Origin of the sequence: Pseudomonas sp. NCIMB 10586, assembly GCF_023127895.1 — a bacterium.
GTDB lineage: Bacteria > Pseudomonadota > Gammaproteobacteria > Pseudomonadales > Pseudomonadaceae > Aquipseudomonas > Aquipseudomonas synxantha_A.
The window spans coordinates 211,768-237,362 of sequence record NZ_SPKQ01000007.1; the positions used below are offsets into that span (position 1 = coordinate 211,768).

27 protein-coding genes are annotated in these 25,595 nt (G+C 59.7%); 18 read left to right on the forward strand and 9 right to left on the reverse strand.

Features of this window, described 5'->3' with window-relative positions; genetic code table 11:
- The first annotated feature begins 23 nt into the window (after positions 1-23).
- The 5 genes from E4P01_RS03070 (at position 24) to E4P01_RS03090 (ending at position 3,959) form a co-directional block, all read left to right on the forward strand.
- Positions 24-932 (forward strand): LysR substrate-binding domain-containing protein, encoded by a 909-nt coding sequence (locus E4P01_RS03070; protein WP_032881175.1) that lies wholly within the window; start codon positions 24-26, stop codon positions 930-932.
- A gap of 472 nt (positions 933-1,404) precedes the next feature.
- Entirely contained in the window at positions 1,405-1,896 is a 492-nt protein-coding gene (gene purE, locus E4P01_RS03075; RefSeq protein ID WP_003195648.1) for a 5-(carboxyamino)imidazole ribonucleotide mutase, read from the forward strand.
- An 11-nt stretch (positions 1,897-1,907) separates the two neighbouring features.
- On the forward strand, positions 1,908-2,990 hold the full coding sequence (locus E4P01_RS03080) for a 5-(carboxyamino)imidazole ribonucleotide synthase (RefSeq protein WP_032878674.1): 1,083 nt from the start codon (positions 1,908-1,910) through the stop codon (positions 2,988-2,990).
- Positions 2,991-3,099: 109 nt separating this feature from the next.
- Positions 3,100-3,345 (forward strand): GlsB/YeaQ/YmgE family stress response membrane protein, encoded by a 246-nt coding sequence (locus tag E4P01_RS03085; protein WP_005792540.1) that lies wholly within the window; start codon positions 3,100-3,102, stop codon positions 3,343-3,345.
- Positions 3,346-3,422: 77 nt separating this feature from the next.
- Positions 3,423-3,959, forward strand: coding sequence for a DUF3299 domain-containing protein (locus tag E4P01_RS03090; RefSeq protein ID WP_103734131.1), 537 nt, complete (start codon positions 3,423-3,425; stop codon positions 3,957-3,959).
- Between the two features lie 117 nt (positions 3,960-4,076).
- Here E4P01_RS03090 and E4P01_RS03095 read toward each other — a convergent pair whose 3' ends face one another.
- Positions 4,077-4,976: a D-hexose-6-phosphate mutarotase gene (locus tag E4P01_RS03095; RefSeq protein WP_216090494.1), complete on the reverse strand. Its 900-nt coding sequence runs from the start codon at positions 4,974-4,976 to the stop codon at positions 4,077-4,079.
- A gap of 59 nt (positions 4,977-5,035) precedes the next feature.
- Positions 5,036-5,440 (reverse strand): acyl-CoA thioesterase, encoded by a 405-nt coding sequence (locus E4P01_RS03100; RefSeq protein WP_003176975.1) that lies wholly within the window; start codon positions 5,438-5,440, stop codon positions 5,036-5,038.
- 559 nt (positions 5,441-5,999) lie between these two features.
- On the opposite strand from E4P01_RS03100, the gene E4P01_RS03105 reads away from it, so the two are divergent.
- From E4P01_RS03105 to E4P01_RS03145, 9 genes are all read left to right on the forward strand, one after another.
- Entirely contained in the window at positions 6,000-7,280 is a 1,281-nt protein-coding gene (locus tag E4P01_RS03105; protein ID WP_179119859.1) for an MFS transporter, read from the forward strand.
- A 172-nt stretch (positions 7,281-7,452) separates the two neighbouring features.
- A complete protein-coding gene (locus tag E4P01_RS03110) occupies positions 7,453-8,439 on the forward strand; it encodes a phosphate ABC transporter substrate-binding protein PstS (protein WP_005792536.1) in 987 nt (328 codons plus the stop codon).
- Positions 8,440-8,923: 484 nt separating this feature from the next.
- Positions 8,924-10,957, forward strand: coding sequence for an ABC transporter permease subunit (locus E4P01_RS03115; RefSeq protein WP_216092209.1), 2,034 nt, complete (start codon positions 8,924-8,926; stop codon positions 10,955-10,957).
- 15 nt (positions 10,958-10,972) lie between these two features.
- The gene (pstA, locus tag E4P01_RS03120) at positions 10,973-12,643 is read left to right on the forward strand and encodes a phosphate ABC transporter permease PstA (protein WP_032878679.1); all 1,671 of its coding nucleotides are present in this window, start codon (positions 10,973-10,975) and stop codon (positions 12,641-12,643) included.
- Positions 12,644-12,807: 164 nt separating this feature from the next.
- A complete protein-coding gene (gene pstB / locus E4P01_RS03125) occupies positions 12,808-13,641 on the forward strand; it encodes a phosphate ABC transporter ATP-binding protein PstB (RefSeq protein ID WP_005792533.1) in 834 nt (277 codons plus the stop codon).
- 70 nt (positions 13,642-13,711) lie between these two features.
- Complete coding sequence (phoU, locus tag E4P01_RS03130) at positions 13,712-14,473, forward strand: phosphate signaling complex protein PhoU (RefSeq protein ID WP_017528598.1); 762 nt, start codon at positions 13,712-13,714, stop codon at positions 14,471-14,473.
- 167 nt (positions 14,474-14,640) lie between these two features.
- Positions 14,641-15,540 carry a response regulator gene (locus E4P01_RS03135; RefSeq protein ID WP_216090493.1) on the forward strand — a complete coding sequence of 300 codons (900 nt, stop codon included), beginning with the start codon at positions 14,641-14,643 and terminating at the stop codon, positions 15,538-15,540.
- A gap of 186 nt (positions 15,541-15,726) precedes the next feature.
- Complete coding sequence (locus tag E4P01_RS03140) at positions 15,727-16,050, forward strand: type II toxin-antitoxin system RelE/ParE family toxin (RefSeq protein ID WP_005792530.1); 324 nt, start codon at positions 15,727-15,729, stop codon at positions 16,048-16,050.
- Between the two features lie 4 nt (positions 16,051-16,054).
- Positions 16,055-16,354: an XRE family transcriptional regulator gene (locus E4P01_RS03145; RefSeq protein ID WP_005792529.1), complete on the forward strand. Its 300-nt coding sequence runs from the start codon at positions 16,055-16,057 to the stop codon at positions 16,352-16,354.
- A 62-nt stretch (positions 16,355-16,416) separates the two neighbouring features.
- On the opposite strand, the gene E4P01_RS03150 is transcribed toward E4P01_RS03145, so the two are convergent.
- From E4P01_RS03150 to phoB, 3 genes are all read right to left on the reverse strand, one after another.
- The gene (locus E4P01_RS03150) at positions 16,417-17,757 is read right to left on the reverse strand and encodes a hemolysin family protein (protein ID WP_005792528.1); all 1,341 of its coding nucleotides are present in this window, start codon (positions 17,755-17,757) and stop codon (positions 16,417-16,419) included.
- 208 nt (positions 17,758-17,965) lie between these two features.
- Positions 17,966-19,252: a phosphate regulon sensor histidine kinase PhoR gene (phoR, locus tag E4P01_RS03155; RefSeq protein ID WP_236648093.1), complete on the reverse strand. Its 1,287-nt coding sequence runs from the start codon at positions 19,250-19,252 to the stop codon at positions 17,966-17,968.
- 81 nt (positions 19,253-19,333) lie between these two features.
- Positions 19,334-20,023: a phosphate regulon transcriptional regulator PhoB gene (gene phoB, locus E4P01_RS03160; protein ID WP_005792526.1), complete on the reverse strand. Its 690-nt coding sequence runs from the start codon at positions 20,021-20,023 to the stop codon at positions 19,334-19,336.
- Between the two features lie 154 nt (positions 20,024-20,177).
- Between phoB and E4P01_RS03165 the strand changes: the two genes are divergently transcribed.
- Positions 20,178-20,561: a hypothetical protein gene (locus E4P01_RS03165; RefSeq protein WP_216090492.1), complete on the forward strand. Its 384-nt coding sequence runs from the start codon at positions 20,178-20,180 to the stop codon at positions 20,559-20,561.
- Positions 20,562-20,669: 108 nt separating this feature from the next.
- Here E4P01_RS03165 and ubiA read toward each other — a convergent pair whose 3' ends face one another.
- Together ubiA and E4P01_RS03175 are read right to left on the reverse strand one after the other, a co-directional pair.
- Positions 20,670-21,560: a 4-hydroxybenzoate octaprenyltransferase gene (ubiA, locus tag E4P01_RS03170; protein WP_148853784.1), complete on the reverse strand. Its 891-nt coding sequence runs from the start codon at positions 21,558-21,560 to the stop codon at positions 20,670-20,672.
- Positions 21,560-22,123 (reverse strand): chorismate lyase, encoded by a 564-nt coding sequence (locus tag E4P01_RS03175; RefSeq protein WP_216090491.1) that lies wholly within the window; start codon positions 22,121-22,123, stop codon positions 21,560-21,562. Before E4P01_RS03175 ends, ubiA begins: the two co-directional genes overlap by 1 nt.
- A gap of 195 nt (positions 22,124-22,318) precedes the next feature.
- On the opposite strand from E4P01_RS03175, the gene E4P01_RS03180 reads away from it, so the two are divergent.
- The 3 genes from E4P01_RS03180 (at position 22,319) to E4P01_RS03190 (ending at position 24,138) form a co-directional block, all read left to right on the forward strand.
- Complete coding sequence (locus E4P01_RS03180) at positions 22,319-22,486, forward strand: rubredoxin (protein WP_002555879.1); 168 nt, start codon at positions 22,319-22,321, stop codon at positions 22,484-22,486.
- Between the two features lie 36 nt (positions 22,487-22,522).
- Positions 22,523-23,671, forward strand: coding sequence for an FAD-dependent oxidoreductase (locus E4P01_RS03185; protein ID WP_032878686.1), 1,149 nt, complete (start codon positions 22,523-22,525; stop codon positions 23,669-23,671).
- 191 nt (positions 23,672-23,862) lie between these two features.
- Positions 23,863-24,138: an HU family DNA-binding protein gene (locus E4P01_RS03190; protein WP_003195589.1), complete on the forward strand. Its 276-nt coding sequence runs from the start codon at positions 23,863-23,865 to the stop codon at positions 24,136-24,138.
- Positions 24,139-24,240: 102 nt separating this feature from the next.
- On the opposite strand, the gene E4P01_RS03195 is transcribed toward E4P01_RS03190, so the two are convergent.
- On the reverse strand, positions 24,241-24,615 hold the full coding sequence (locus E4P01_RS03195; RefSeq protein WP_032878687.1) for a DUF4259 domain-containing protein: 375 nt from the start codon (positions 24,613-24,615) through the stop codon (positions 24,241-24,243).
- Positions 24,616-25,009: 394 nt separating this feature from the next.
- Positions 25,010-25,594 carry an SMI1/KNR4 family protein gene (locus tag E4P01_RS03200; RefSeq protein ID WP_078822650.1) on the reverse strand — a complete coding sequence of 195 codons (585 nt, stop codon included), beginning with the start codon at positions 25,592-25,594 and terminating at the stop codon, positions 25,010-25,012.
- Position 25,595 lies beyond the last annotated feature (1 nt).

Genomic DNA, 25,595 nt, shown 5'->3' on the forward strand with positions numbered 1-25,595 from the left:
TGCATTCGGCGTGGGAGGCAATGATGAACCTTGAAAGCAAATGGCTGGAAGACTTCAGCGCCCTGGCGGCGACGCGCAGCTTTTCCCAGGCGGCGGAACGGCGCTTTGTGACCCAGCCGGCGTTCAGTCGCCGTATTCGCAGCCTTGAAGCCGCGTTGGGCCTGACGCTGGTCAACCGCTCGCGCACGCCCGTGGAGCTGACAGCGGCGGGGCAGTTGTTCCTGGTGACGGCGCGCACCGTGGTCGAACAGCTCGGCGAAGTACTGCGGCATTTGCATCATTTGGAAGGCGGGCAGGGTGAAGTCATGCAGGTTGCGGCCGCACACTCGCTGGCACTGGGGTTCTTTCCGCGTTGGATCGCACAGCTGCGCAATGAGGGGCTGAACATCGCCACGCGATTGGTTGCCACTAACGTCGGCGACGCTGTGCACGCCCTGCGCGAAGGCGGTTGCGACCTGATGCTGGCGTTCTACGACCCGGATGCCGCCATGCAGATGGACGCCGAGATATTCCCATCGCTGCACCTGGGCAACACCGAAATGCTCCCGGTGTGCGCCGCCGATGCCGATGGCAAGCCGCTGTTCGACCTGGAAAGCGAGGGCAGTGTGCCGTTGCTGGCCTACAGTGCCGGGGCGTTCCTCGGCCGCTCGGTGAATTTGCTGCTGCGCCAGCGGGCCCTGCGGTTCACCACCATTTACGAAACCGCCATGGCTGACAGCCTCAAGAGCATGGCTCTTGAAGGCTTGGGCATCGCCTGGGTGCCTCAACTGAGCGTGCGTGCCGAACTGGCTCGCGGCGAACTGGTGGTGTGCGGCGGGCCGCAATGGCACGTGCCCCTGGAGATTCGCTTGTATCGCTGTGCGTTGGTGCGCAAGGCGAATGTGCGGTTGCTGTGGCGCAAACTGGAAGGAGGCGCGGCGCAAAGTACCTGAGCCTGACACAGATCCAATGTGGGAGGGGGCTTGCTCCCGATAGCGGTGTGTCAGGTGCTGATTAGGCCACTGAAACACCGCTATCGGGAGCAAGCCCCCTCCCACAAGGTTTTGCGGTGTAGGGGACTGACTCAAGAGTCAATAAAACCGCCGGTTTGAGCGGCTAGACAGATGGTCATTCCAGGGGCTGTTTATCTGGATTATTACGGTATACTGCGCGGCCTTCGGCCGGTTCAACCGGCCGCGTTTCGAGGTCAGAACTCGCCGAGCGAAGATCAGGCAAGGCAAAAACAAGCGAGGAAGCGGAGTTGGCTTTAGCCAATGAGCATTCCGAGTTTGTTTTTAACGCAGCCTGATTGAGCGCAGGCAGTTCTGGCCCGAAACTAATTCGTACAACAAGCCACGCCGGTCTCCTGCGTGGCTTGTTGTTTTTTGACGCGCCTGCGGGCGCCCAGAGAGAAGAGGCACGACGATGAGTGCATTGGTTGGCGTGATCATGGGCTCCAAGTCCGATTGGTCCACCCTTAGCCACACCGCCGATATGCTGGAAAAACTCGGCATTCCGTATGAAGTGAAGGTGGTCTCCGCCCACCGCACCCCGGATTTGCTGTTCCAGTATGCCGATGAAGCAGAATCCCGTGGCATCGAGGTGATCATCGCCGGTGCCGGCGGCGCGGCGCACTTGCCAGGTATGTGTGCGGCCAAGACGCACCTGCCGGTGCTTGGCGTGCCGGTGCAGTCGTCGATGCTCTCGGGCGTGGATTCGCTGTTGTCCATCGTGCAGATGCCGGCCGGTATCCCGGTAGCGACCCTGGCGATCGGCAAGGCCGGCGCGATCAACGCTGCATTGCTGTCGGCCAGCATCCTGGGCGCCAAGCACCCGCAGTTCCACGCGGTGCTGAAAAAATTCCGTGCTGAGCAGACAGACAGTGTGCTGGACAATCCAGACCCACGCATCGCCTGAGGTTGTTGACGATGAAAATCGGTGTAATCGGTGGTGGCCAACTCGGTCGCATGCTGGCCCTGGCGGGCACTCCGCTGGGGATGAACTTCGCTTTCCTGGACCCGGCGCCAGATGCCTGCGCCGCCGCCCTGGGTGAACACCTGCGCGCTGACTACAGCGACCCGGATCACCTGCGCCAACTGGCCGACGAAGTCGACCTGGTGACGTTCGAGTTTGAAAGCGTCCCGGCCGAAACCGTGGCCTTCCTGTCGCAGTTCGTACCGGTGTACCCGAGCGCTGAAGCCTTGCGCATCGCCCGGGACCGCTGGTTCGAGAAGAGTATGTTCAAGGACTTGGGCATCCCCACCCCGGCCTTCGCCGACATCCAGTCCCAGGCAGACCTGGACGCCGCTGTCGCCAGCATCGGCCTGCCGGCCGTGTTGAAAACCCGCACCCTGGGTTACGACGGCAAGGGCCAGAAAGTGCTGCGTACCGCCGCCGATGTGGTTGGCACCTTCGCTGAGCTGGGCAGCGTCGGCTGCCTGCTGGAAGGCTTTGTGCCATTCACCGGTGAAGTATCGCTGATCGCCGTGCGTGCCCGTGATGGTGAGACGCGCTTTTACCCGCTGGTGCACAACACCCACGACAGCGGCATCCTCAAGCTGTCCGTGGCCAGCACCGACCACCCACTGCAGGCCCTGGCCGAAGATTATTCCAGCCGCGTGCTCAAGCAACTGGATTACGTCGGCGTGATGGCGTTCGAGTTCTTTGAAGTCGACGGCGGCCTCAAGGCCAACGAAATCGCCCCGCGTGTTCACAACTCCGGGCACTGGACCACCGAAGGCGCCGAGTGCAGCCAGTTCGAAAACCACCTGCGGGCGGTGGCGGGCTTGCCGTTGGGCTCCACGGCCAAGGTCGGCGAGAGCGCCATGCTCAACTTCATCGGCGTAGTCCCGCCGGTTGAGCGGGTGATTGCCATCGATGACTGCCACCTGCATCACTACGGCAAGGCGTTCAAGGCCGGACGCAAAGTCGGGCATGCAAACCTGCGCTGCAAGGATCGCGCAACGCTGCAGGCGCAGATCCTCAAGGTCGAAGCGCTGATCGCCGAGTAATAAGCCGGGAGTCGGCGGGAACCATTGGTCACCGTCGTCTCTCTGATTGCAGGATGATAAAGCCTGACTAGGCTTTGTCATGACTCACATTCAATCAGAGGGAAATGCCATGGGTATCATTGGAACCATCTTTATCGGCTTGATCGTTGGCCTGCTGGCGCGTTTCCTCAAGCCGGGTGACGACAGCATGGGCTGGATCATGACCATTCTGCTGGGTATCGCCGGCTCCCTGGCCGCGACCTATGGCGGCCAGGCACTGGGGATCTACCAGGCAGGCCAGGGCGCGGGCTTCATCGGCGCGCTGGTAGGTGCCATCGTGTTGCTGGTGATCTACGGCCTGATCAAAAAGAAGTAATCAGCCGACAAAGTCCTCTGCGCTGCGCAGGCGCAGAGGGCTAGAATGCTCGGCACTTGTATTTGCCGAGCCTCTCCATGCGCCGTCTATTCTTCACTCTCCTCCTGCTGGGCTCTGGCCTGGCGCACGCTGGCGAACTGCCGGAAACCGACTGGCTCGACCTGATGCCGCTTTCGGACCAGAAGGCCCTCGAAGCCATGCCCGAGATCGACCATAACTCCCCCGAAGCCCAAGGCACGTTCACTGAAAAAGGTGGCTTGAAGCAGAGCAAAGGCTTGCCCGCGGTGATGTATTCCACCAAGACCGTGGCGGCCATGAACGGCAAGAATATCCGCATTGGTGGGTATCCGGTGCCGTTGGAAACCGATGCCAAAGGCCGCAGCACGCTGTTCTTCCTGGTGCCGTATCCGGGCGCCTGCATCCATGTGCCGCCACCGCCGCCTAACCAACTGGTGCTGGTGCGGTATCCCAAGGGGCTGAAGCTGGATGATATCTACACGCCGCTGTGGGTCACGGGCATGTTGAAGGTGGAGAAGGTCAACAATGACTTGGCCGATGCCGCGTATGCGCTGGAGGCGGGGAAGGTGCGGGTGGTGAAAGAGTCCGATCTCTAACTGGCGCTACCAATCCCTGCGGGAGCTGGCTTGATCTGCGATGCAGACGACTCGGTGTGTCAGTTGCACTGAGGCGATGCTATCGCAGGCAAGCCAGCTCCCACATTCTGACTGGGTTTACAAAGTGATATTGGTGATACGAACGCCCAAGGTGTGGCTTTTACCGGGGGCCAGGCTTACCACATCATTCAGCACATTCGCCGTCTCGATGCACAACATGCCCTGCCAGCCATCGTCAGCCATGTCATCAAGTGCCTTGGCCCGTTCGGTCCAGGGGTTCCAGATCACGGTGGACTTCGAGCCTTCGCTGATGAGTTGGACGCGGCGCTGCCAGTCTTTATCGACAATGCTCAACTGCGCCGGTGTATCCAGGTAGATACGATCAGTTTCGCCAGTGAAGTGCAGCAAGCCGGATTGCTGCTTCTCGGTCCACCCATCAGCAGTATCGATATAGGCCAAGCCATCCACCCCCTCGACCTGCACGTTGCGCACGTCGCTCACAGCGAAGTAGGTGTGCAGTGCCTGGCTGAAGGTCACGGTGTCGGTGCCACGGTTGTGGCTGGTGAGGCGGATATGCAGTTGCTCGTCCAGCAGCAGGCTCAACTTCAAGTCGACCTCATGGGGCCAGCCGGGGAAGCCGCCTGCGGGAACCGGCAGCACCAGCTCGATGCGCAGGGCTTCACCCTCGATTGCTGTTTCGGCCAACTCCCAAATCGCGGTACGCACAAAACCATGGGCTCCGGCAGGCTGCTCGCTCTGGCGCATGGCTTTTACACTTTGCGGGTTGCGGTCGAACACACCAAACCACGGCCAGCACACCGGTACGCCGGTACGAATACCTTTGCCCTGCTTGAACACCGCCGCAGGGTTCGGCCAGATCAGCGGCTGTTCGCCCTCGCGCTGGTAACTGAAGATATGCGCACCCTGTTGGGCCACCATCAGCTCGGCGCCGTTGTGGCGGATGCGCCAGCAGTCCAGCTCGTCGATTTTCATCGTCTCAACGTGAGGCGTAGGCATAACAAAGCTCTCTCAAGTGGCAGGCAATGGGGCAATTGACCGTTAAAACCCGGCGAGGTTTAACGCGCCCGTGACGGTACCGAACGGGTGCGACCGCTGCCGTCGATGGCGACGAACACAAATACCGCTTCGGTGACCTTGCGCCATTCGCTCGAAAGCGGGTCATCGCTCCACACTTCGACCATCATCTGGATCGAGCTGCGGCCAATTTCCAGAGCCTGGGTATAGAAGGAAAGCTGTGCACCCACGGCTACCGGTACCAGGAAGGCCATGCGATCAATGGCGACGGTGGCTACGCGCCCGCCGGCGACCTTGCTGGCCATTGCCGTGCCTGCCAGGTCCATCTGCGCGACCAGCCAGCCGCCGAAGATATCGCCAAAACCATTGGTTTCACGCGGCAGTGCAGTGATTTGCAGGGCGAGATCGCCTTGCGGGATAGGATCTTCTTGTTCGAGTTCGATCATGCCGGGGGTGCCTCTGACCCGTGACTCTTTGACTATGTAATCGGTGAGTAGCCGTCTTGGAAAAACGATTCAGCCCCGAACATACTACGTTCGTCACGTTTTTCGAAAGGCGTCTGAAGGGAAACTCTGCGAAATCGGCTGGCCGGTGCCAACGACGTTTTCGCGCAACTTCCACTGATAGATAGGTGCACGGCTGGGAGTATATCGGTCGATAGCCTGCGCGACGACTCTCCTGGCTCCATTTTGTACATCTACGTGGGCTTGTTTACAGGCGTCAAAAAAATGGCCAAACCAGTCATGCAACTTGAGGGGTTTGACCATTGTTTCTTTTTAACGCTGCCGTTCAGTATCTGAGGGCGTTTTGGGACCTGACAGTAATTCGAGAGGGAATAAGCCGGCTTGGCAAGTGGGGGTTGCTTGCGAATCGATGCTGACGCGGGGCAGGTGTTTGGACTGTGCTTTTCCGGGCAATTTGCTATCGTGCCGGACCTGCCAGGCCATACCAGCGCTGTTGCGGATTCCTGATCTGACTAATAAGAGAAGCCTTGCCATGACCACAGTGCCTTCAAGCATTGCGCCGCCCGCACGACCGCTTAACCGCAACGACTACAAAACCCTGTCGCTGTCTGCCTTGGGCGGGGCGCTGGAGTTCTACGACTTCATCATCTTTGTGTTTTTCGCCACCGTGGTCGGAAAACTGTTCTTCCCTGTCGACATGCCCGAATGGCTGCGCATGATGCAGACCTTCGGCATCTTCGCCGCCGGCTACCTGGCCCGCCCGCTGGGCGGCATCATCATGGCGCACTTTGGTGACCTGCTGGGGCGCAAGAAGATGTTCACCCTGAGCATCTTCATGATGGCCGTGCCGACCCTGATCATGGGCTTGCTGCCGACTTATGCGCAGATCGGCCTATGGGCGCCGGTCCTGTTGCTGCTGATGCGCATCATCCAGGGCGCTGCAATTGGTGGCGAAGTGCCCGGCGCCTGGGTGTTTGTGTCCGAACACGTCCCGCCGCGCCACATCGGCTACGCCTGCGGCACCCTGACCAGCGGCCTCACTGCGGGTATTTTGCTGGGTTCGCTGGTGGCTACCGCCATCAATACGGCCTATACCCCGGAGCAGGTCTCCGATTACGCCTGGCGAATCCCGTTCCTGCTCGGCGGTGTATTCGGCTTGCTGGCGGTGTATCTGCGCCGCTGGCTGCATGAAACGCCGATCTTCGCTGAAATGCAGCAACGCAAGAGCCTGGCCGCTGAGCTGCCGTTGCGCGCAGTGCTGCGTGACCATCGTGGCGCCATTGTGCTGTCGATGCTGCTGACCTGGCTGCTCTCGGCCGGTGTCGTGGTGGTCATTCTCATGACCCCGACCGTGTTGCAAACGGTCTATCACTTCAACCCTACGGTTGCCCTGCAGGCCAACAGCCTGGCCATCGTGACCCTGAGCTTCGGTTGCATTGTCTCGGGTGCCTTGGCTGACCGTTTTGGCGCCGGTCGCGTGCTGGTTACCGGTTGCGCACTGTTGCTGGCGACCTCGTGGACGCTGTATCACAGCCTGATGGCCCACCCGGACTGGCTGTTTCCGTTGTACGCATTGACCGGTTTGTTCGTGGGCACCATCGGCGTGGTGCCCTACGTGATGGTCAAGGCCTTCCCGCCGGTGGTGCGTTTCAGCGGGCTGTCGTTCTCCTACAACGTCGCCTATGCCGTGTTTGGTGGGTTGACGCCATTGGTGGTGTCGCTGCTGATGAAGGAGAGCCCGATGGGCCCGGCTTACTATGTAGCCGTCTTGTGTGTGATGGGGATGTTGGTGGGTGGGTATCTGTGGAAACGCGGCCGCTGAAACCAATTTGATCTAATGTGGCGAGGCGTTCATTCAACGTCTCGCTCCTCATCAGCCTTTGCTTCCCGATAGTGGCCTTTCATCTAATTGTCATATTTCAGACATAGAGTGTTCACACGGCCTCCCGATACTTGGCCCCGATCCAATTATCCCTATCTGCTAGGAGCAAGGCATGAAACTGAAACGTTTGATGGCGGCAATGACTTTTGTCGCTGCTGGCGTTGCGACCGCCAACGCGGTGGCCGCTGGTGTTGATCCGGCAATTCCGGCTTACGTCAAGACCACTGGTGTGTCGGGCAACCTGTCCAGCGTCGGTTCCGATACCCTGGCCAACCTGATGACCCTGTGGGCCGAGGGTTACAAAAAGGAATACCCGAACGTCAACATCCAGATTCAAGCTGCCGGCTCCGCCACCGCGCCACCTGCGCTGACTGAAGGCACCTCCAACCTGGGCCCGATGAGCCGCAAGATGAAGGACACCGAACTGGCGGCCTTCGAGCAGAAGTACGGCTACAAGCCAACCGCTATCCCGGTTGCCGTGGACGCCTTGGCGGTGTTCGTGCACAAGGACAACCCGATCCAGCACCTGACCATGGAGCAAGTCGACGCGATCTTCTCCTCGACTCGCCTGTGCGGCGCCAAAGCTGACGTTAAAACCTGGGGCGACCTGGGCGTGACCGGCGACCTGGCCAACAAGCCAGTGCAACTGTTCGGGCGTAACTCGGTATCCGGCACCTACGGCTACTTCAAGGAAGAAGCCCTGTGCAAAGGCGACTACAAGCCAAACGTGAACGAACAACCGGGCTCGGCTTCGGTCGTGCAGTCGATCAGCTCCTCGCTGAACGGCATCGGTTACTCGGGCATCGGCTACAAGACCGCCAGCGTGAAGACCGTGGCCCTGGCCAAGAAAGGCAGCACTGACTTCATCGAAGACAGCGAAGAAAACGCCCTGAACGGCAAATACCCGCTGTCGCGCTTCCTCTACGTGTATGTCAACAAAGCCCCGAACAAGCCTCTGGCCCCGCTGGAAGCCGAGTTCGTGAAACTGGTGCTGTCCAAGCAGGGCCAGGAAGTTGTCGTCAAGGACGGCTACATCCCACTGCCTGCCAAAGTGGCCGCCAAGGCCTTGGCTGAGCTGGGTCTGAAAGAAGGCAACTAAGCCTGCGATACCTGATGTAGACGCATGCTTTTCTGTGGGAGCGGGCTTGCCCGCGATGCTGGCGACGCGGTTTAGCGTTGAAATCGTGTTGATGCCATCGCGGGCAAGCCCGCTCCCACATAAGCAGTCTGCATCCCTAATTTTTAATCCGCTGCCAGCCCTGCTTCGCGGCGGATTTGTTGCGTCACTGCACTGTCATCTTTCTGTCATACAGGATCGCTAGGGTGTGCGCATGAATGATCTGGCCAATTCCACCATGACGACAACTTCTCCCCCCAAGCGCATTGATTTCAATACGCCTGAGCTGCAACGCAAGCGCCGCATTCGCGCGCTCAAGGATCGCCTGACCCGCTGGTATGTGCTGGTCGGTGGCCTCGCCGTCCTTGGCGCCATCACCCTGATCTTCTTCTTCCTCGCCTACGTCGTTGCACCTCTGTTCCAGGGCGCCTCGTTGACCAAGGAAGACGCGCTGACACCCGCCTGGATGCAGGACGCCGGCAAGCCGTTGATGATCTCCCTTGAAGAACAGAACCAGGTCGCCATGCGGGTTTCCGACAAGGGCCAGGCGCTGTTCTTTGAAGTGGACTCCGGCGCTGAGCTCAAGCGTGTCGACTTGCCGCTTCCGGCCGGTGCCAGCGTTGTTTCTATTGGTGAAGACCAGCCGGGCAGCCCGCTGGTTATCCTTGGTTTGTCCAATGGCCAGTCCCTGGTGTTCCGCCACACCTATAAAGTGTCGTACCCGGACGGCAAGAAGACCATCACCCCAGCGATTGAATACCCTTACGGCGAAACGCCGATCGTGTTGGATGAGGCCGGTCGCCCACTGGAGCATGTCGCCCTCAACGCCACTGACTCCACCTTGGTGGTGGCCGGTTCGGCGGGTTCGTACCTGAACGTGCTGTCGTTGAGCCGCGAAGAAAACATGATGACCGGTGAAGTCACCAGCGAGCAGAAGCGCATCGAGCTGCCGCAGATGACCGAACCGGTGAAAGCCATCTTTGTCGACCCACGCCAGCAATGGCTTTACGTGATCAACGGTCGCGCCCTGGCCGATGTGTTCAGCCTGCGCGACAACAGCCTCAACGGTCGCTACAAACTCCTGGAAGACGGCGCAGCCGAAGTCACCGCCAGCACTCAGTTGGTGGGCGGTATCTCGCTGATCGTCGGCAACTCCAAGGGCGGCCTGGCCCAGTGGTTCATGGCCCGCGACCCGGATGGCGAGCAACGCCTGAAACAGATCCGCACCTTCCAGATGGGCACTGCGCCCATTGTCGAAATCGGTGCTGAAGAGCGCCGCAAAGGCTTCACCGCGCTCGATGCCTCCGGCCAGTTCGGCGTTTTCCACAGCACCGCTCACCGTACCCTGCTGGTCGACCCGGTGGTCGACGGCCAGGGCCTGTTCGGCATGTCGCCACGGGCCAACCGCGTGATCGTCGAGGCCGGCGGCAAGCTGCAACCGCTGTTGCTCGACAACCCGCACCCGGAAGTCTCGTGGAGCGCGTTGTGGAGCAAGGTCTGGTACGAGAACTACGACGAGCCTAAATACGTCTGGCAGTCCACCGCCGCCAACACCGACTTCGAACCCAAGATGAGCCTGGCCCCGCTGACCTTCGGCACGTTGAAGGCTGCGTTCTACGCCATGCTGCTGGCCGCGCCACTGGCGGTTGCGGCGGCGATCTACACCGCGTACTTCATGGCCCCGAGCCTGCGCCGCAAGGTCAAACCGGTGATCGAACTGATGGAAGCCATGCCGACCGTGATCCTCGGCTTCTTCGCCGGCCTGTTCCTGGCGCCGTACGTGGAAGGGCACTTGCCGGGCATTTTCAGCCTGCTGATGCTATTGCCGATCGGCATCCTGGTCGCCGGTTTTGTCTTCAGTCGCTTGCCCGAGTCGATTCGCCTGCGGGTGCCGGACGGCTGGGAAAGCGCGATCCTGATCCCGGTAATCCTGCTGGTGGGCTGGCTCTCGCTGTACATGAGCCCGTACCTGGAAACCTGGTTCTTTGGCGGCGACATGCGCATGTGGATCTCCCATGACCTGGGGATCACCTACGACCAGCGCAACGCCCTGGTGGTCGGCCTGGCCATGGGCTTTGCGGTGATCCCGAACATCTACTCCATCGCCGAAGACGCCGTGTTCAGTGTGCCACGCGGCCTGACCCTGGGCTCCCTGGCCCTGGGCGCCACGCCGTGGCAGACCATGACCCGCGTGGTCATCCTCACCGCCAGCCCGGGCATCTTCTCTGCACTGATGATCGGCATGGGCCGTGCTGTGGGCGAGACCATGATCGTGCTGATGGCCACCGGTAACACCCCGGTGATGGAGATGAACCTGTTCGAGGGCTTGCGCACTCTGGCGGCCAACGTCGCGGTGGAAATGCCCGAGTCGGAAGTCGGTGGCAGTCACTACCGCGTGCTGTTCCTCTCGGCACTGGTACTGCTGCTGTTCACGTTCATCATGAACACCCTCGCCGAACTGATTCGTCAGCGTCTGCGCAAGAAATACTCGTCGCTTTAAGAAAGGTAGAAGTCTGTGAAACAGAACTCCCTGAATGGATGGTTCAAGAGCGGCGCCCCAGGCGTCTGGATCAGCGGTGGCGCGGTGTCCATCGCGGTCATCATGACCATTGGTTTGCTGGCTGTGATTGCGGTGCGGGGCCTGGGCCATTTCTGGCCGGCCGACCTGATCCAGGCCAACTACAACGTGCCGGGCCAGGCCAACCATATCGTCATCGGCGAAGTGGTACAGAAAGAAGAAGTGCCGCGTGAGCGCCTCAAGAGCGCCGGCCTGCCGGTGCCGGACCAGGGCCCGGAATTCATGACCCGTGAGCTGATCAAGGTCGGCAACCGCGACCTGAACGGCAACGACTTCACCTGGATCGTCGGCGAATGGTTGAAGGACCAGACCAAGCCGGCCAACCTGATGGCCATTGAGCGTCGTGAGTGGGGCAACTTCTACGGCACCCTGGTCAACGTCAAGCAGGACGGCAAGGTCATCGCTGAAGGCGAGGCCGCATGGCCAGAGCTGCAAGCTCGCGTGGACCGTGTCAACAAGCTCGCCGCCCAGCTCAAGACCCTGGAAAAAACCGATATCGGTGCGATCAACGCCGGCCTGGAACGCATCCGCCTGCACGGGCGCAAACTGGAACTGGAAGGCAAGCTCGACGCCGCCGCCCAGGCCGATATGGACGCCGACCGCGCCGAACTCAACGCCCGCTATCAAGATATCGAAGCGCGCCTGGCCGACCTGCACGCTCAGTTCAACCGCGACGCCCTGACTGCCCGCGACGGCAACGGCAAGGAAGTGGAGATCGGCATCGGCAAGGTGGTGCACGCCTACCAGCCTAACGCCATGGGCACCCTGACCAAGATCGGCTTCTACTTCAGCAAGGTCTGGGAGTTCCTCAGTGATGACCCACGGGAAGCCAACACCGAAGGCGGGATTTTCCCGGCCATCTTCGGCACCGTGATGATGACCCTGATCATGGCGATGATCGTGACCCCGTTTGGCGTGCTGGCGGCCGTGTACCTGCGTGAGTACGCCAAGCAGAACACCCTGACGCGGATCATCCGTATCGCCGTGAACAACCTGGCGGGCGTACCGGCCATTGTCTACGGCGTATTCGGCCTGGGCTTCTTCGTCTATGTATTGGGTGGCTCGGTTGACCGTCTGTTCTTCGCCGAAGCCCTGCCGGCACCGACCTTCGGTACCCCGGGCCTGCTATGGGCCTCGCTGACCCTGGCGCTGCTGGCGGTGCCGGTGGTGATTGTGGCCACCGAAGAAGGCCTGGCGCGCATTCCTCGCACCGTGCGCGAAGGCTCCCTGGCACTGGGCGCGACCAAGGCGGAAACGCTGTGGAAGATCGTGCTGCCGATGGCCAGCCCGGCCATGATGACCGGCATGATCCTCGCCGTGGCCCGCGCCGCCGGCGAAGTGGCGCCGCTGATGCTGGTGGGCGTAGTGAAGCTGGCTCCGTCGCTGCCGCTGGACGGCAACTATCCGTACCTGCACCTGGACCAGAAAATCATGCACCTGGGCTTCCATATCTATGACGTCGGCTTCCAGAGCCCTAACGTCGAAGCCGCACGGCCGCTGGTGTACGCCACCGCGTTGCTGCTGGTGCTGGTGATCGCCACGCTCAACCTGTCGGCGGTGTGGATCCGTAACCACCTGCGCGAAAAATACAAGGCGCTGGACAGCTAACACGGCCCCCTGTGGGAGCTGGCTTGCCTGCGATGCAGACGACGCGGTGTATCAGTAAGACCGCAGTGATGCCATCGCAGGCAAGCCAGCTCCCACAGACACAGAATTTGAGTAAGCCGCCCCGGCGGTTCAACGAAACGAATTGGTAGCACAGGGAGCATCCCATGCAACACGAAAACCAACCTCACGGCATCAACATGTCTGCCCTGGGTCGCGACAAACAGAGCCTGAGCCTGGCCCAGGAAACCGTGGCCATCGAAGTCCCGGGCCTGAGCCTGTACTACGGCGAAAAACAAGCGCTGTTCGACGTCAGCATGAACATCCCCAAGCAGCGCGTGACTGCCTTTATCGGCCCGTCCGGCTGCGGCAAGTCGACATTGCTGCGCACGTTCAACCGTATGAATGACCTGGTGGACGGTTGCCGTGTGGAAGGTGCGATCAATCTCTACGGCACCAATATTTACCGCAAGGGTGAGGACGTGGCCGAGTTGCGACGCCGGGTGGGCATGGTGTTCCAGAAGCCCAACCCGTTCCCCAAGACCATTTATGAAAACGTGGTCTATGGCCTGCGCATCCAGGGCATCAACAAGAAGCGCGTTCTCGACGAAGCGGTTGAATGGGCTCTCAAGGGCGCCGCGTTGTGGGACGAGGTCAAGGACCGTCTGCACGAGTCGGCACTTGGCTTGTCCGGCGGCCAGCAGCAGCGTCTGGTGATCGCCCGTACCATCGCCGTAGAGCCGGAAGTGCTGCTGCTCGACGAACCGTGCTCGGCGCTCGACCCGATCTCGACCTTGAAAGTCGAAGAGCTGATCTACGAGCTCAAGTCCAAGTTCACCATCGTTATCGTGACCCACAACATGCAACAGGCGGCGCGGGTTTCGGACTACACCGCGTTCATGTACATGGGCAAGCTGGTGGAGTTCGGCGATACCGATACCCTGTTCACCAATCCGGCGAAGAAGCAGACCGAAGACTACATCACCGGTCGCTACGGCTAGGAAGCTGTGGTTCTGATTGCACTGACGCTGCGGTTCTCCGCACCTTACCGGACGCTCCAAGGACGCCAACATGATTAGCAAAGAAGGCCTTACCCATCACATCTCCGCGCAGTTCAACGCCGAGCTTGAGGAAGTGCGCAGCCACCTCCTGGCGATGGGCGGGCTGGTGGAGAAGCAAGTCAACGATGCCGTCACCGCGCTGATCGAGGCCGACTCGGGCCTGGCCCAGCAGGTGCGCGAGATCGATGACCAGATCAACCAGATGGAACGCAATATCGATGAAGAGTGCCTGCGCATTCTTGCCCGTCGCCAGCCGGCGGCCTCCGACCTGCGTTTGATCATCAGCATCTCCAAGTCGGTGATTGACCTGGAGCGCATTGGCGACGAAGCCACCAAGATCGCCCGCCGTGCCATCCAACTGTGCGAAGAAGGTGAAGCGCCACGCGGTTACGTGGAAGTGCGCCATATCGGCGACCAGGTGCGCAACATGGTGCGCGATGCCCTCGACGCGTTTGCGCGTTTCGATGCAGACCTGGCGTTGTCGGTGGCTCAGTACGACAAGGTCATCGACCGCGAGTACAAGACCGCCTTGCGTGAGCTGGCCACCTACATGATGGAAGATCCACGCTCTATCTCGCGGGTCTTGAGCATTATCTGGGTGCTGCGCTCGCTGGAGCGGATCGGCGATCACGCGCGTAATATCTCGGAACTGGTGATCTACCTGGTGCGCGGCACCGACGTTCGGCACATGGGCCTCAAGCGCATGAAGGCCGAAGTTGAAGGCTCCGCCGATCAAACGCCTAATGTTCCAGGCGAACCTGACGATAAGTAAGGTTGCCCGTGAAATTAACGCCCGGCCATTGGCCGGGCGTTTTCGTTTGTGGCAGCTGAATTTTTTGCGCGGGCGGCGAATAAAGTCCGAACGTGACTGCAAGGTTTTGGCAAAATGCCATCAGTCAGGCGTACTGCCAGCCGAGGTTTTTATAGGATGAAGGGTCGATGAGCAAAGTCAGTGTATTGGTGGTGGATGACGCCTCGTTTATTCGCGATCTGGTGAAGAAGTGCCTGCGCAATTACTTCCCCGGAATCAAGATCGAAGATGCGGTGAACGGCAAAAAGGCGCAATCCATCCTGATGCGCGAAACCTTCGACCTGGTGCTGTGCGACTGGGAAATGCCTGAGATGTCCGGTCTTGAGCTCTTGACCTGGTGCCGCGAGCAAGCGCATCTGAAGGCCATGCCGTTCGTGATGGTGACCAGCCGTGGCGATAAGGAAAACGTGGTTCAGGCGATCCAGGCCGGCGTTTCCGGCTATGTCAGCAAACCGTTCACCAACGAGCAACTGCTCAACAAGGTCAAGCAGGCCCTGCACAAGATTGGCCGCCTCGACGCACTGATCGCCAGCGCGCCGACCAAGATGAACTCGGCCTTCGGCAACGACTCCCTGAGCGCCCTGACCGGCGGCAGACCCGAAGCGGTCAAGCCGGCTCCGATAGCGGCACCCAGTAAAGGTCTGCTCAACACCCCACCCGTGAAGGCCCCAGCAGCAGCGGCGCCGGCTGGCAGTCGCGGTCAGGGCCAGTTGCGCCTCGCAAGCGGCACTCAGCAATGCGTGATCAAGGCTCTGAGCATCAAGGAAGCGTTGCTGGTGGTAAAGCGCGGCGACGTCCTGCCTCAGGTACTGGAAAGCGCCGTGCTCGACCTTGAGCAGGGCGACAACGCCGAAGTCGCACGCCTCAACGGCTACCTGCATGCCATCGTCGCCTACGAGCCCAAGCCCGACAGCGACTGGTTGCAACTGACCTTCCGTTTTATCGACCAGGACGCGCAGAAGCTGGACTACATCTCGCGCCTGATTGCGCGCGGTACGGCGCAGAAGCATTTTGTGCCGGGTGCCTGATGGCCTGAATCAAGCAATCGACCGGTTGTCTGATTCCTGCTGGATGGCTTGATTTATATCTGTACCGATATAGGCTCTCGATAACGCTTCAGTGTTGTCGAGCCTTTGCTATGCCTTGAAACAAAGCTGCACCGCCTTTGGTTGAGTCGTCGATTACGCTTTTTCTTTCCAGGAAAGGAGAAGTCAATGCCAAGGCACAAGGATGTGGTGTTTCTAGGAAGCTCGCTCAAGGATCTCAAGGATTTTCCTCTCGACGCCCGAAGGGCAGCCGGTTTTCAGTTGGATCTGTTGCAACAGGGTGAGCAGCCCTTCGATTGCAAGCCGATGAAAACGATCGGAAGGGGCGTCAATGAGATTCGGATCACTGAAGAGTCGGGAGCGTTTCGAGTGTTCTACGTGGTCAATCGGCCTGAAGCTGTCTATGTGCTGCACGCGTTGCGCAAGACCACACGGAAAACCGAAGGGCGGGATATCGAATTGGCGCGTGCCAGATTGCAGGAATTAGGTTAAGCCCATGACAAATCAAAAGTTACATACCGAACGTTTCAACTCTGTGTGGGATGCTCTGGAGGACACGCCAGCGCAAGCCGCCAATATGCGCCTACGCTCAAAGCTGCTGTTGGAGTTGTGCAACACCATTCGTAGCTGGGAGCTGTCCCAGAAGGATGCGGCGCTAAGGCTGGGTATCAGCCAGCCTCGCCTGAACGACGTACTTAACGGCAAGATCGACAAGTGTTCTCTTGATGCGTTAGTCAATCTGTCGGCCGCGGCGCAGATGAATGTGGATATCTGTTTCAACGCGCTGCCTGCGTGACGATCGTTTAGGTCGTCACGACGCTTGGGATATTGCCCAATTTTGCATTGGGCAATCGAAGGTCAGTCCAGCAGCAAGACCTTGGCCAGTACTATCTTGGGCCCTTTCATCTTCTTGATGATGATCCGCAAGCCTTCCACTTCCAGCACTTCCTCTTCTTCCGGCACGCGCTTGAGGGTGTCGTAGATCAGGCCGGCCAGGGTTTCGGCTTCGATGTGGTCCAGGTCGACGCCCAGCAGGCGTTCGACTTTGAACAACGGCGTGTCGCCACGTACCAGCAATTTGCCGGGCTGGTAGGCGAGGATGCCGCGCTCGGCCTTGCGGTGTTCATCCTGGATATCGCCCACCAGTACTTCCAGCACGTCTTCCATGGTCAGGTAGCCGATGATCTTGCCGTCGGCTTCCTCCACCAGGGCGAAGTGCGCGCCGCCTTTGCGGAACTGCTCCAGCAGTTGCGACAACGGCATGTGCCGCGAGACGCGTTCCAGCGGGCGGGTCAGTTCGGCCAGGTTGAAGGATTCGGGAATATGGTCCAGGGCGGCCAGTTCCAGCAGCAGATCCTTGATGTGCAACAGGCCCACGAACTCATTGCGCACCGCGTCATACACCGGGTACCGGCTGAATTTGTGGCGACGGAACAGCGCAAGAATCTCTTTGAGCGGGGCGTTGAAGTCCAGGGTCACCAGGTCTTCCCGGGAGTTGGCCCAGTCCACCACTTCCAGTTCGCCCATTTCCACCGCAGAGGCCAGTACGCGCATACCTTGGTCGCTCGGGTCCTGGCCACGGCTGGAGTGCAGGATCAGTTTGAGCTCTTCGCGGCTGTAATGGTGCTCATGGTGGGGGCCAGGCTCGCCTTGGCCGGCGATGCGCAGGATGGCGTTGGCGCTGGCGTTGAGCAGGTAGATGGCCGGGTACATCGCCCAGTAGAACAGGTACAGCGGCACTGCCGTCCATAGCGACAGCAGCTCGGGCTTGCGAATCGCCCAGGACTTGGGCGCCAGCTCACCGACCACGATGTGCAGGTAGGAAATCACGAAGAAGGCGGCAAAGAACGACACGCCCTTGATCACTTCCGGCGACTGCACGCCGATTGCGCCCAGCATTGGCTCGAGGATGTGCGCAAAGGCCGGTTCACCGACCCAGCCCAGGCCCAGGGACGCCAGGGTGATACCCAGCTGACAGGCCGACAGGTAGGCGTCGAGCTGGCTGTGTACGGTGCGCAGGATCTGCCCGCGCCAGCCGTTCTTGTGGGCGATGGCCTCGACCCGCGTGGCGCGCAGTTTGACCATGGCAAATTCCGCCGCAACGAAGAAACCGTTGAGCAGTACCAGGATCAGTGCAAAAAGAATCATGCCGAAATCGGCGAAGAGTGTAGCGAGGGTAATGCCAGGGGAAGGGTCCATGATGGGGTTTTGCAGGTTCCGTGTGTTCAATAAGGGATGACAGGTGAGCCTGAAAGGCAGGCGCAAGTCGGCCAATGTAGCGGCTGACGGGGCGCTTGCCTAGTGCCCGCTGCCGGGCGGGGCAAGGAACCTGTTCTCCAAAAGCATACAAATCCAATGTGGGAGGGGGCTTGCCCCCTCCCACATTTAGATTTGTGCTGTATTTGAGTTATTCATCATTGTCGATCACTGGCGAACGCGTTACCTGCGTTGTCGGAAAATGGCAGGTAAACGTACTGCCATGCCCCAGCACGCTGCTGATTTCCAGGCGCGCCCGATGGCGCAACAACACATGCTTGACGATCGCCAGGCCGAGCCCCGTGCCGCCGGTGTTGGAGTTGCGGCTGGAGTCAACGCGGTAGAAACGTTCGGTGAGGCGCGGCAGATGCTTGGCGTCGATGCCGATACCCGAGTCCTGCACGCTCAGGTGCGCGCCCTGTTCGTCGGCCCACCAGCGAATACGGATATTGCCCTTGTCCTGGGTGTACTTCACCGCGTTGAACACCAAATTGGAGAACGCGCTGCGTAACTCGCCCTCACTGCCCTTGAGCAGCACCGTCGGGTCGGCTTCCAGGGTGATCTGCTGGCCGCGTTCGCCGGAGAGCGCCTGGGCGTCATTCTTGATGGTGTGCAGCAGGCTTTGCACTGCCACCGGGTGGTTATCCGAAGGGTAATCGGTGGCTTCAAGCTTGGCCAAAAGCAGCAAGTCGTTGAGCAGGGTCTGCATCCGCGAGCCTTGCTGCTGCATCTGCTGCAGGGCGCGGCTCCAGCGCGGGTTGATCTCGTCGACGTTGTCCAGCAGCGTCTCCAGGTAGCCGCAGATCACCGTCAGCGGTGTGCGAAGCTCGTGGGAGACGTTGGCGACGAAGTCCTTGCGCATCTGTTCAAGCTGATGGATGCGGGTCACATCACGCACCAGCATCAAGTGCTCATTGTTGCCATAGCGCGTCAGGTACAGCTGGATGCGTACGCGGTCGTTGGTGGGCGACGGGATTTCCAGGGCTTCTTCGTAGTTGTCCTGCTCGAAGTATTCCTTGAAGCGCGGGTGGCGCACCAGGTTGGTCACCGGCTGGCCGCTGTCTTGTGGCGTCTTGAGACCCAGCAGGGTTTCGGCGGCGCGGTTCCACCATTCCAGATTGCCGTCGCTGTCGAGCATGATCACGGCGTCCTTGAGCGCCGCGGTGGATTCCTGCACCCGGTCGATCACCGCTTGCAGGCGCCCGCGTACCCGTTGGTCGCGGCGTTGCAGGTGGTAGATGCTGTCGAACACCTCACCCCACAGGCCATAGCCATCGGGCGGCGCCTCGTCGGGTTTGTGCTGGCGCAGCCATTCATGCAGGCGCAGCAATTGTTTGAGGGTCCAGCCCAGGTACAACGCGATGCCGGCGGCCAGGCTCCAGCCGTAATAGCCACTGATCAGCCCGACCAGCAGGCAAGCAGTGATCAACAGAAGCATGTGGCGGATCAGGGTGCCATGCCAGTTCTGGTTCACTTAAACATGCGTCCTTGTCAGCTGTTAAGGGAGGAAGGGGCTGGCTTAGCTTTTGGTGGAAAACCGATAGCCGGTGCCGCGCACGGTTTGTACCAGATTCTCGTACGCGTCGCCCAAGGCTTTGCGCAAGCGGCGGATATGCACGTCCACGGTGCGCTCCTCCACATACACATTGCCGCCCCACACCTGGTCCAGCAATTGGCCGCGGGTGTAGGCGCGCTCCTGGTGGGTCATGAAGAATTGCAGCAATCGGTATTCGGTCGGGCCCATCTCGGCGGGCTTGCCGTCGATGGTCACGCGGTGGCTGATCGGGTCCAGAATCAGGCCGTCGACTTCGATCGGCGCTTCGCCATCGGTCGGGCCGGCACGGCGCAATACGGCTTTGAGGCGCGCCACCAGCTCCCGAGGGGAAAAAGGTTTGGTGATGTAGTCATCGGCGCCCACTTCCAGGCCCTGGATCTTGTTGTCCTCTTCACCCTTGGCGGTGAGCATGATGATTGGGATATCCCCGGTCAGTTCGTCACGCTTGAGGCGCCGGGCCAACTCGATGCCGGACGTGCCGGGCAGCATCCAGTCGAGCAGGATCAGGTCCGGCTTGCGGTCGACGATAATGGCGTGGGCCTGCTGGGAGTTTTCCGCCTCCAGGCAGTCATAGCCGGCCATTTCCAACGCAACGGCGATCATCTCGCGAATGGGCGCTTCGTCGTCAACAATCAGAATGCTCCTGCCAACCATGCTCAAAATCCTCTTGTCATTTAACTGTCTTGCGCCGCATTAGATAACGGAATTATTGCAGTCGTGTGACAGTAATTTAGTCGCTTGGGCAATTCAGGGCACTCTGGACTACCCTTTGGGTCCGAATCCTGACAACCACAAAAGGAAGGTTCCGATGACTTACAGCACGATTTCCTGGAAAGCCCTGCTGCTATCCGCAGCCTTGGCGCTGCCAGGCCTGGCGTTTGCGGCAGAGCCTGCGATGACTAAAGACGGAATGTTGGTGGATCACAAGGGCATGACGCTCTACACCTTCGACAAGGACGCCGATGGCAAGTCAGTGTGCAAGGACCAGTGCGCGACCAACTGGCCACCGCTGAAGGCAGAATCCACCGACACCACGACCGGTGACGGTGATTGGACGGTGATCACCCGCGACGACCAGACCAGCCAGTGGGCCTACAAAGGCAAGCCGGTCTACACCTACAAGGACGACAAGAAAGCCGGTGACAAGACCGGGGATGGCAAGGGTGGCGCCTGGCACATCATCAAGCCTTAAGTCTGCGGTGCTGCTGAATCCATCGGGGGCAAGCCCCCTCCCACACTTGAATGTATTCACACATCAAAATGTGGGAGGGGGCTTGCCCCCGATGGCGTCAGTCCTGCACTACCGAACCGCGTAATCCACCACAATCCCGACAAAAATCGCCAACCCGGCCCAATGGTTATGCAAGAACGCCCTGAAGCACTTCATGCGGTCCCTGTCCCGCGTGTACCAGAACTCCCAGGCAAAACAGCCCGCCGCCGCCAGCAACCCCAGTTGGAACCAACCCCCCAGTTCAAACCGCGTGCCGGCCAGCAACAGGCACACCAGCGACAGCCCTTGCAGGGTCAGGATGATCACGCGATCAGCATCACCAAACAGAATGGCGGTGGATTTCACCCCGATCTTCAAGTCGTCATCACGGTCGGTCATGGCGTAATAGGTGTCGTAGCCCACGGTCCACAACAGGTTGGCGATATACAGCAACCACGCAGTAGCGGGCAGATGGCCGGTCTCGGCGGTAAACGCCATCGGCATGCCCCAGGAAAACGCCGCGCCCAGCACTACCTGCGGGTAATAGGTGTAGCGCTTCATGAACGGGTAGCTGGCTGCCAGCGCCAGGCCGCCCAGGGATAGCAGGATAGTGCTGGCGTTAGTCAGCAGCACCAGCAGGAAGCTGATACCCATCAACACGGCAAAAAACACCAATGCCTCTTTCGAGCTGATCTTGCCGCTCACCAGTGGGCGTTGCTCGGTGCGCTTCACATGGCCATCGACCTTGCGGTCAGCCCAATCATTGATCACGCAGCCACCGGCGCGGGTCAGCACCACGCCCAACACGAAAATCACGATATTAAGCAGCGACGGCGAGCCCTTGCCGGCGATCCACAGTGCCCACAATGTCGGCCACAGCAACAGGTAGATGCCAATGGGCTTGTCCATGCGCGTCAACTGAATGAAATCCCAGGCCCTGGGGTTCAGGCGGTTCAAGGACTTGAGCAGACGTTGATACATCAGCAGTTCTCCGGATGGTCATGCAGCGCGTGCCAGAAACTCGGCAGGAAGACTTCTGCCACCAGCACGCTCAGCGCGCCGCGATCGAAGCGAGAGCGGCGCGCCCACAAACCGTCGGTCTGGTCCGCTGCCGGCAGGCATGGGCGAGGGTAATGGCACACTTCGATGGCCTGGCGGGTAAAGGCGCGGTCGCAGAACAACAGCTCCCCCAGCGAGCGACTGCCCAGCTCGTCCATGTGCAGCCCGTCGCCCTGCAAGGCACTGCGCGCCGCCACGCTGCGGGCAAACACCCACGGCTGGTCATGCCCACGCAGGTACACCTCGCGCACCCAGCCGATGCTGGCCGGGGCCAGGCCCAGGGCGGCACATTCATCGTCGCGCAATGGCTGCCAGCCTTCGAACAGCGGCGTCACGCTGAAACCGTCGTTGGACAGCCCTGTCAGCCGTCGCGTCAGCGAGCCTTCGTCAAACAGCCAATCGAGGGTCAAGGGCGTGGGCAAGGGACTCAGAAGGCTCTGGGTCAGCCATTGGCAAGCATCGGAAGGGGCGATTGAGTGCGGCACGGTGAGTCAGTATTGGCAGCAAAAGAGGCGGCGAGCTTACCATGGCACCCTGAACTTTTGCCGCGCCAAACCGGCCGTTTGCGTCGATCGTGCTTGCATCTGCCGGCCTCGATCAGTACAAAACGCCCTGAGCCGTGCGGCAACGCTGGATCCATCGACCGCCGGCCAACATGCCTGGACTTGAGGAAGCACGTAATGAAGAAGTGGCAATGTATCGTCTGTGGCTTGATCTACAACGAAGCGGACGGCTGGCCGGATGACGGAATAGCTCCGGGCACGCTGTGGCAAGACGTCCCGGAAGACTGGCTGTGCCCGGACTGCGGCGTGGGCAAAATGGATTTCGAAATGATCGAAATCGGCTAATTCTTAGTTTAAGACACGTACTACAAGGAGAAAGGAATGAACGCACCCGTCGTGATCATCGGCACAGGATTGGCCGGTTACAACGTAGCCCGGGAGTTTCGCAAGCTCGACAGCGAGACCCCATTGCTGCTGATCACCGCGGATGACGGGCGCTCCTACTCCAAGCCCATGCTCTCCACCGGCTTTGGCAAGAACAAGGAAGCCGATGGCCTGAGCATGGCCGAACCCGGCGCCATGGCCGAGCAGCTCAAGGCCGAAGTGCGCACCCATACACGTGTCAGCGGCATCGACGCAGGCCACAAGCGCCTGTGGATCGGCGAGGAAGCGGTGGCCTACCGCGACCTGGTCCTGGCCTGGGGCGCAGAAACCGTGCGCGTACCGGTTGAAGGCGATGGGGCTGAACTGATTTTTCCGATCAACGACCTGGAAGACTACGCGCGCTTTCGCGCCGCGGCTGCCGGCAAACGTCGCGTGTTGTTGCTTGGCGCTGGCCTGATCGGCTGCGAATTTGCCAACGACCTGATCCTCGGCGGCTATGAAATCGACCTGGTCGCACCCTGTGAGCAGGTCATGCCGACCCTGCTGCACCCGGCGGCTGCCGCAGCGGTGCAAGCCGGGCTGGAAGGCATCGGCGCGCGTTTCCACCTGGGGCCGGTGCTCAATCGCCTGCAACGCACGGCTGATGGCCTTGAGGCGCACCTGTCGGACGGTGATGTGATCCACTGTGACCTGGTGGTGTCCGCCATCGGCCTGCGTCCTCGTGTAGACCTGGCCGCCGCCGCCGGCCTGCAAATCAATCGCGGGATCATGGTGGACCGTCACCTCAAGACGTCCCACGCCAACATCTACGCCCTGGGCGACTGCGCCGAGGTCGACGGCTTGAACCTGCTGTACGTGATGCCACTGATGAGCTGCGCCCGTGCCCTGGCGCAAACCTTGGCCGGCAACGCCACGGCGGTGAGCTATGGGCCTATGCCGATCACCGTGAAAACCCCGGTCTGCCCGCTGGTGGTGTCACCTGCGCCACGGGGCACCGAAGGTGTGTGGAGCGTCGAAGGGCAGGGCGCCGACATCAAGGCCCTGTGTCGCGACGCCAGCGGCCGCCTGCTGGGATACGCGCTGACCGGCAGCGCCGTCATGGAAAAACTGGCCCTGAACAAAGAACTTCCGCCATTGCTGGCGTAAATGCCAGCTGTTCTGTCGGAATCAGCACCGTTTCGCCTGTAGAAAGGTCGCCGGGAGACTGGCGGAGCGTGCGAGGGCGTGCCATCCTCACTCCCGTCTGCCGCAGAGTAGAGCCTGCGGCGCCTTGGGCGCTGCTCCACCAGAGAGCAGCACGGACATAACAACAAAAAACCGTCAAAGAGGCTTCATTTATGCGTAAACCAGATCTCGCAGCCGCCATCGCTGAAAAAGCAGACCTCACCAAAGAGCAGGCCAACCGCGTCCTTAACGCCGTACTCGAAGAAATCACCGGCGCCCTGCACCGCAAGGACAGCGTCACCCTGGTGGGTTTCGGCACCTTCCTGCAACGCCATCGCGGCGCCCGCACCGGCAAAAACCCGCAAACCGGTGAGCCTGTGAAGATCAAGGCAAGCAACACCGTCGCGTTCAAACCGGGCAAGTCGCTCAAAGACAGCGTCAACCCGTAAGTTAAGCGGTACCGTCTCGAAGGGAGGCGGGGCGGTAAAGAAAATGGGCACGCCGACTGGGTCGGGTGCCCATTTTTGTTGGGTGCCGATACGTATGCCAGATTAAGCCAGCTCGCCTAATCGCATTTTCAGAGCGTCGATTTGTTCCTCCACGGCGTTGATAACATCGGCGCTGTCGCCCCACATATCAAGAAACCCCCATTCGTCATTGGGCGGGTCAATCAGTTGGGTCAGAATTGAAATAGCCTGCTCGATCAGGGGTTTGAGTTCTGCCAGATACTCGGCTGGCCATATATAGGGGTTGCCTAGGGTTTGTAATAGATAACAGGCAGCCCTAAAGGCGTCATAACGTTCTTCAGCGGGATTAAACTGGCTGATTTCGTTGATCAAGACCGCAAAATTTTGTTGTTTCCAGAATTCCTGAAACCAGTCCGCGGCTTCATCGTTTTCCCAAGGGTTGTAATTCCAGGCGCCCATTTTTGACTCCTTAGCCACATTTTCCGAATCGTGATGGTTTAGATTTTTCTGTTGCGACCCAGTTGGGGTTTTTGAATAGCTCACGTGTACCGGCAGGCGCTCGAAGGTTAGAGGTTTTCCCGCCGTCTACGCTCCTGCCGCCATTTCGCACAATTTCACTGGCTTCGACCTTGTAGATTTCCTGGGCGGTGGCCCCGTTCATACTGTGTAACTGTACCGAGCTGATTTTGTCAGCCGGCAGTTTTCCGGAAGCGACATGCTGACTCAGTCTTGAGCCGAAGGTTTGATCAGTAGTGGAACCTACGTAGTGGTTAAAGGGGACGGATTTATTTGATTTTTAGCATTTGCGAGACTAGGTACTTATCAAATAAAGCCGTCTTCTTGTTTGCCACAATTACCCGATAAGCTTGTAGTAGGCGCTTCCGTTCGTTGCAATAAATTCTTGCAGTTCAACATCATCAACTAACGAACCTCCCTGAGATGTCATCCATGCGTTGTCTTCTATCCAAAACGAATCATCACTGGCTTGAATGAGGATCTGAATTTCAGCTATGAACTTCCTCATAAAAAGCTCAAAGCACGACGAGATAACAGTGACTTGCTCGGGTTGGTCGGGGGTGTAGTAAGCGATGAAGTGGGATCCTTTTTTATTTTTTAAATCCAGATAGCCGAAAGCATCTCCGGCACTGGTGCCCGCAAATGCCCAGAATTTCATGGCTAATGAATTGTCTGCTTGCCAGAAATCCATAATATTTTCATAAAGGTTCAAGCCCAGTTCGCGGTTTTTGAAACCTAAAAAACAGTAATCAAGAATAGACGCCCCGTTGGTCTCCATCAGGAACGACATGTACTCCTTGTCAAGCCCTCCCGTGACTTTTCCCATGTTTTTCAGAACAACCATAGTGCCATATGATCTGAATAACTTAATCTTTTCAGGGTCAGTTGAGAGGTTTTCAATGCTTGAGACTATGTCTTTCATG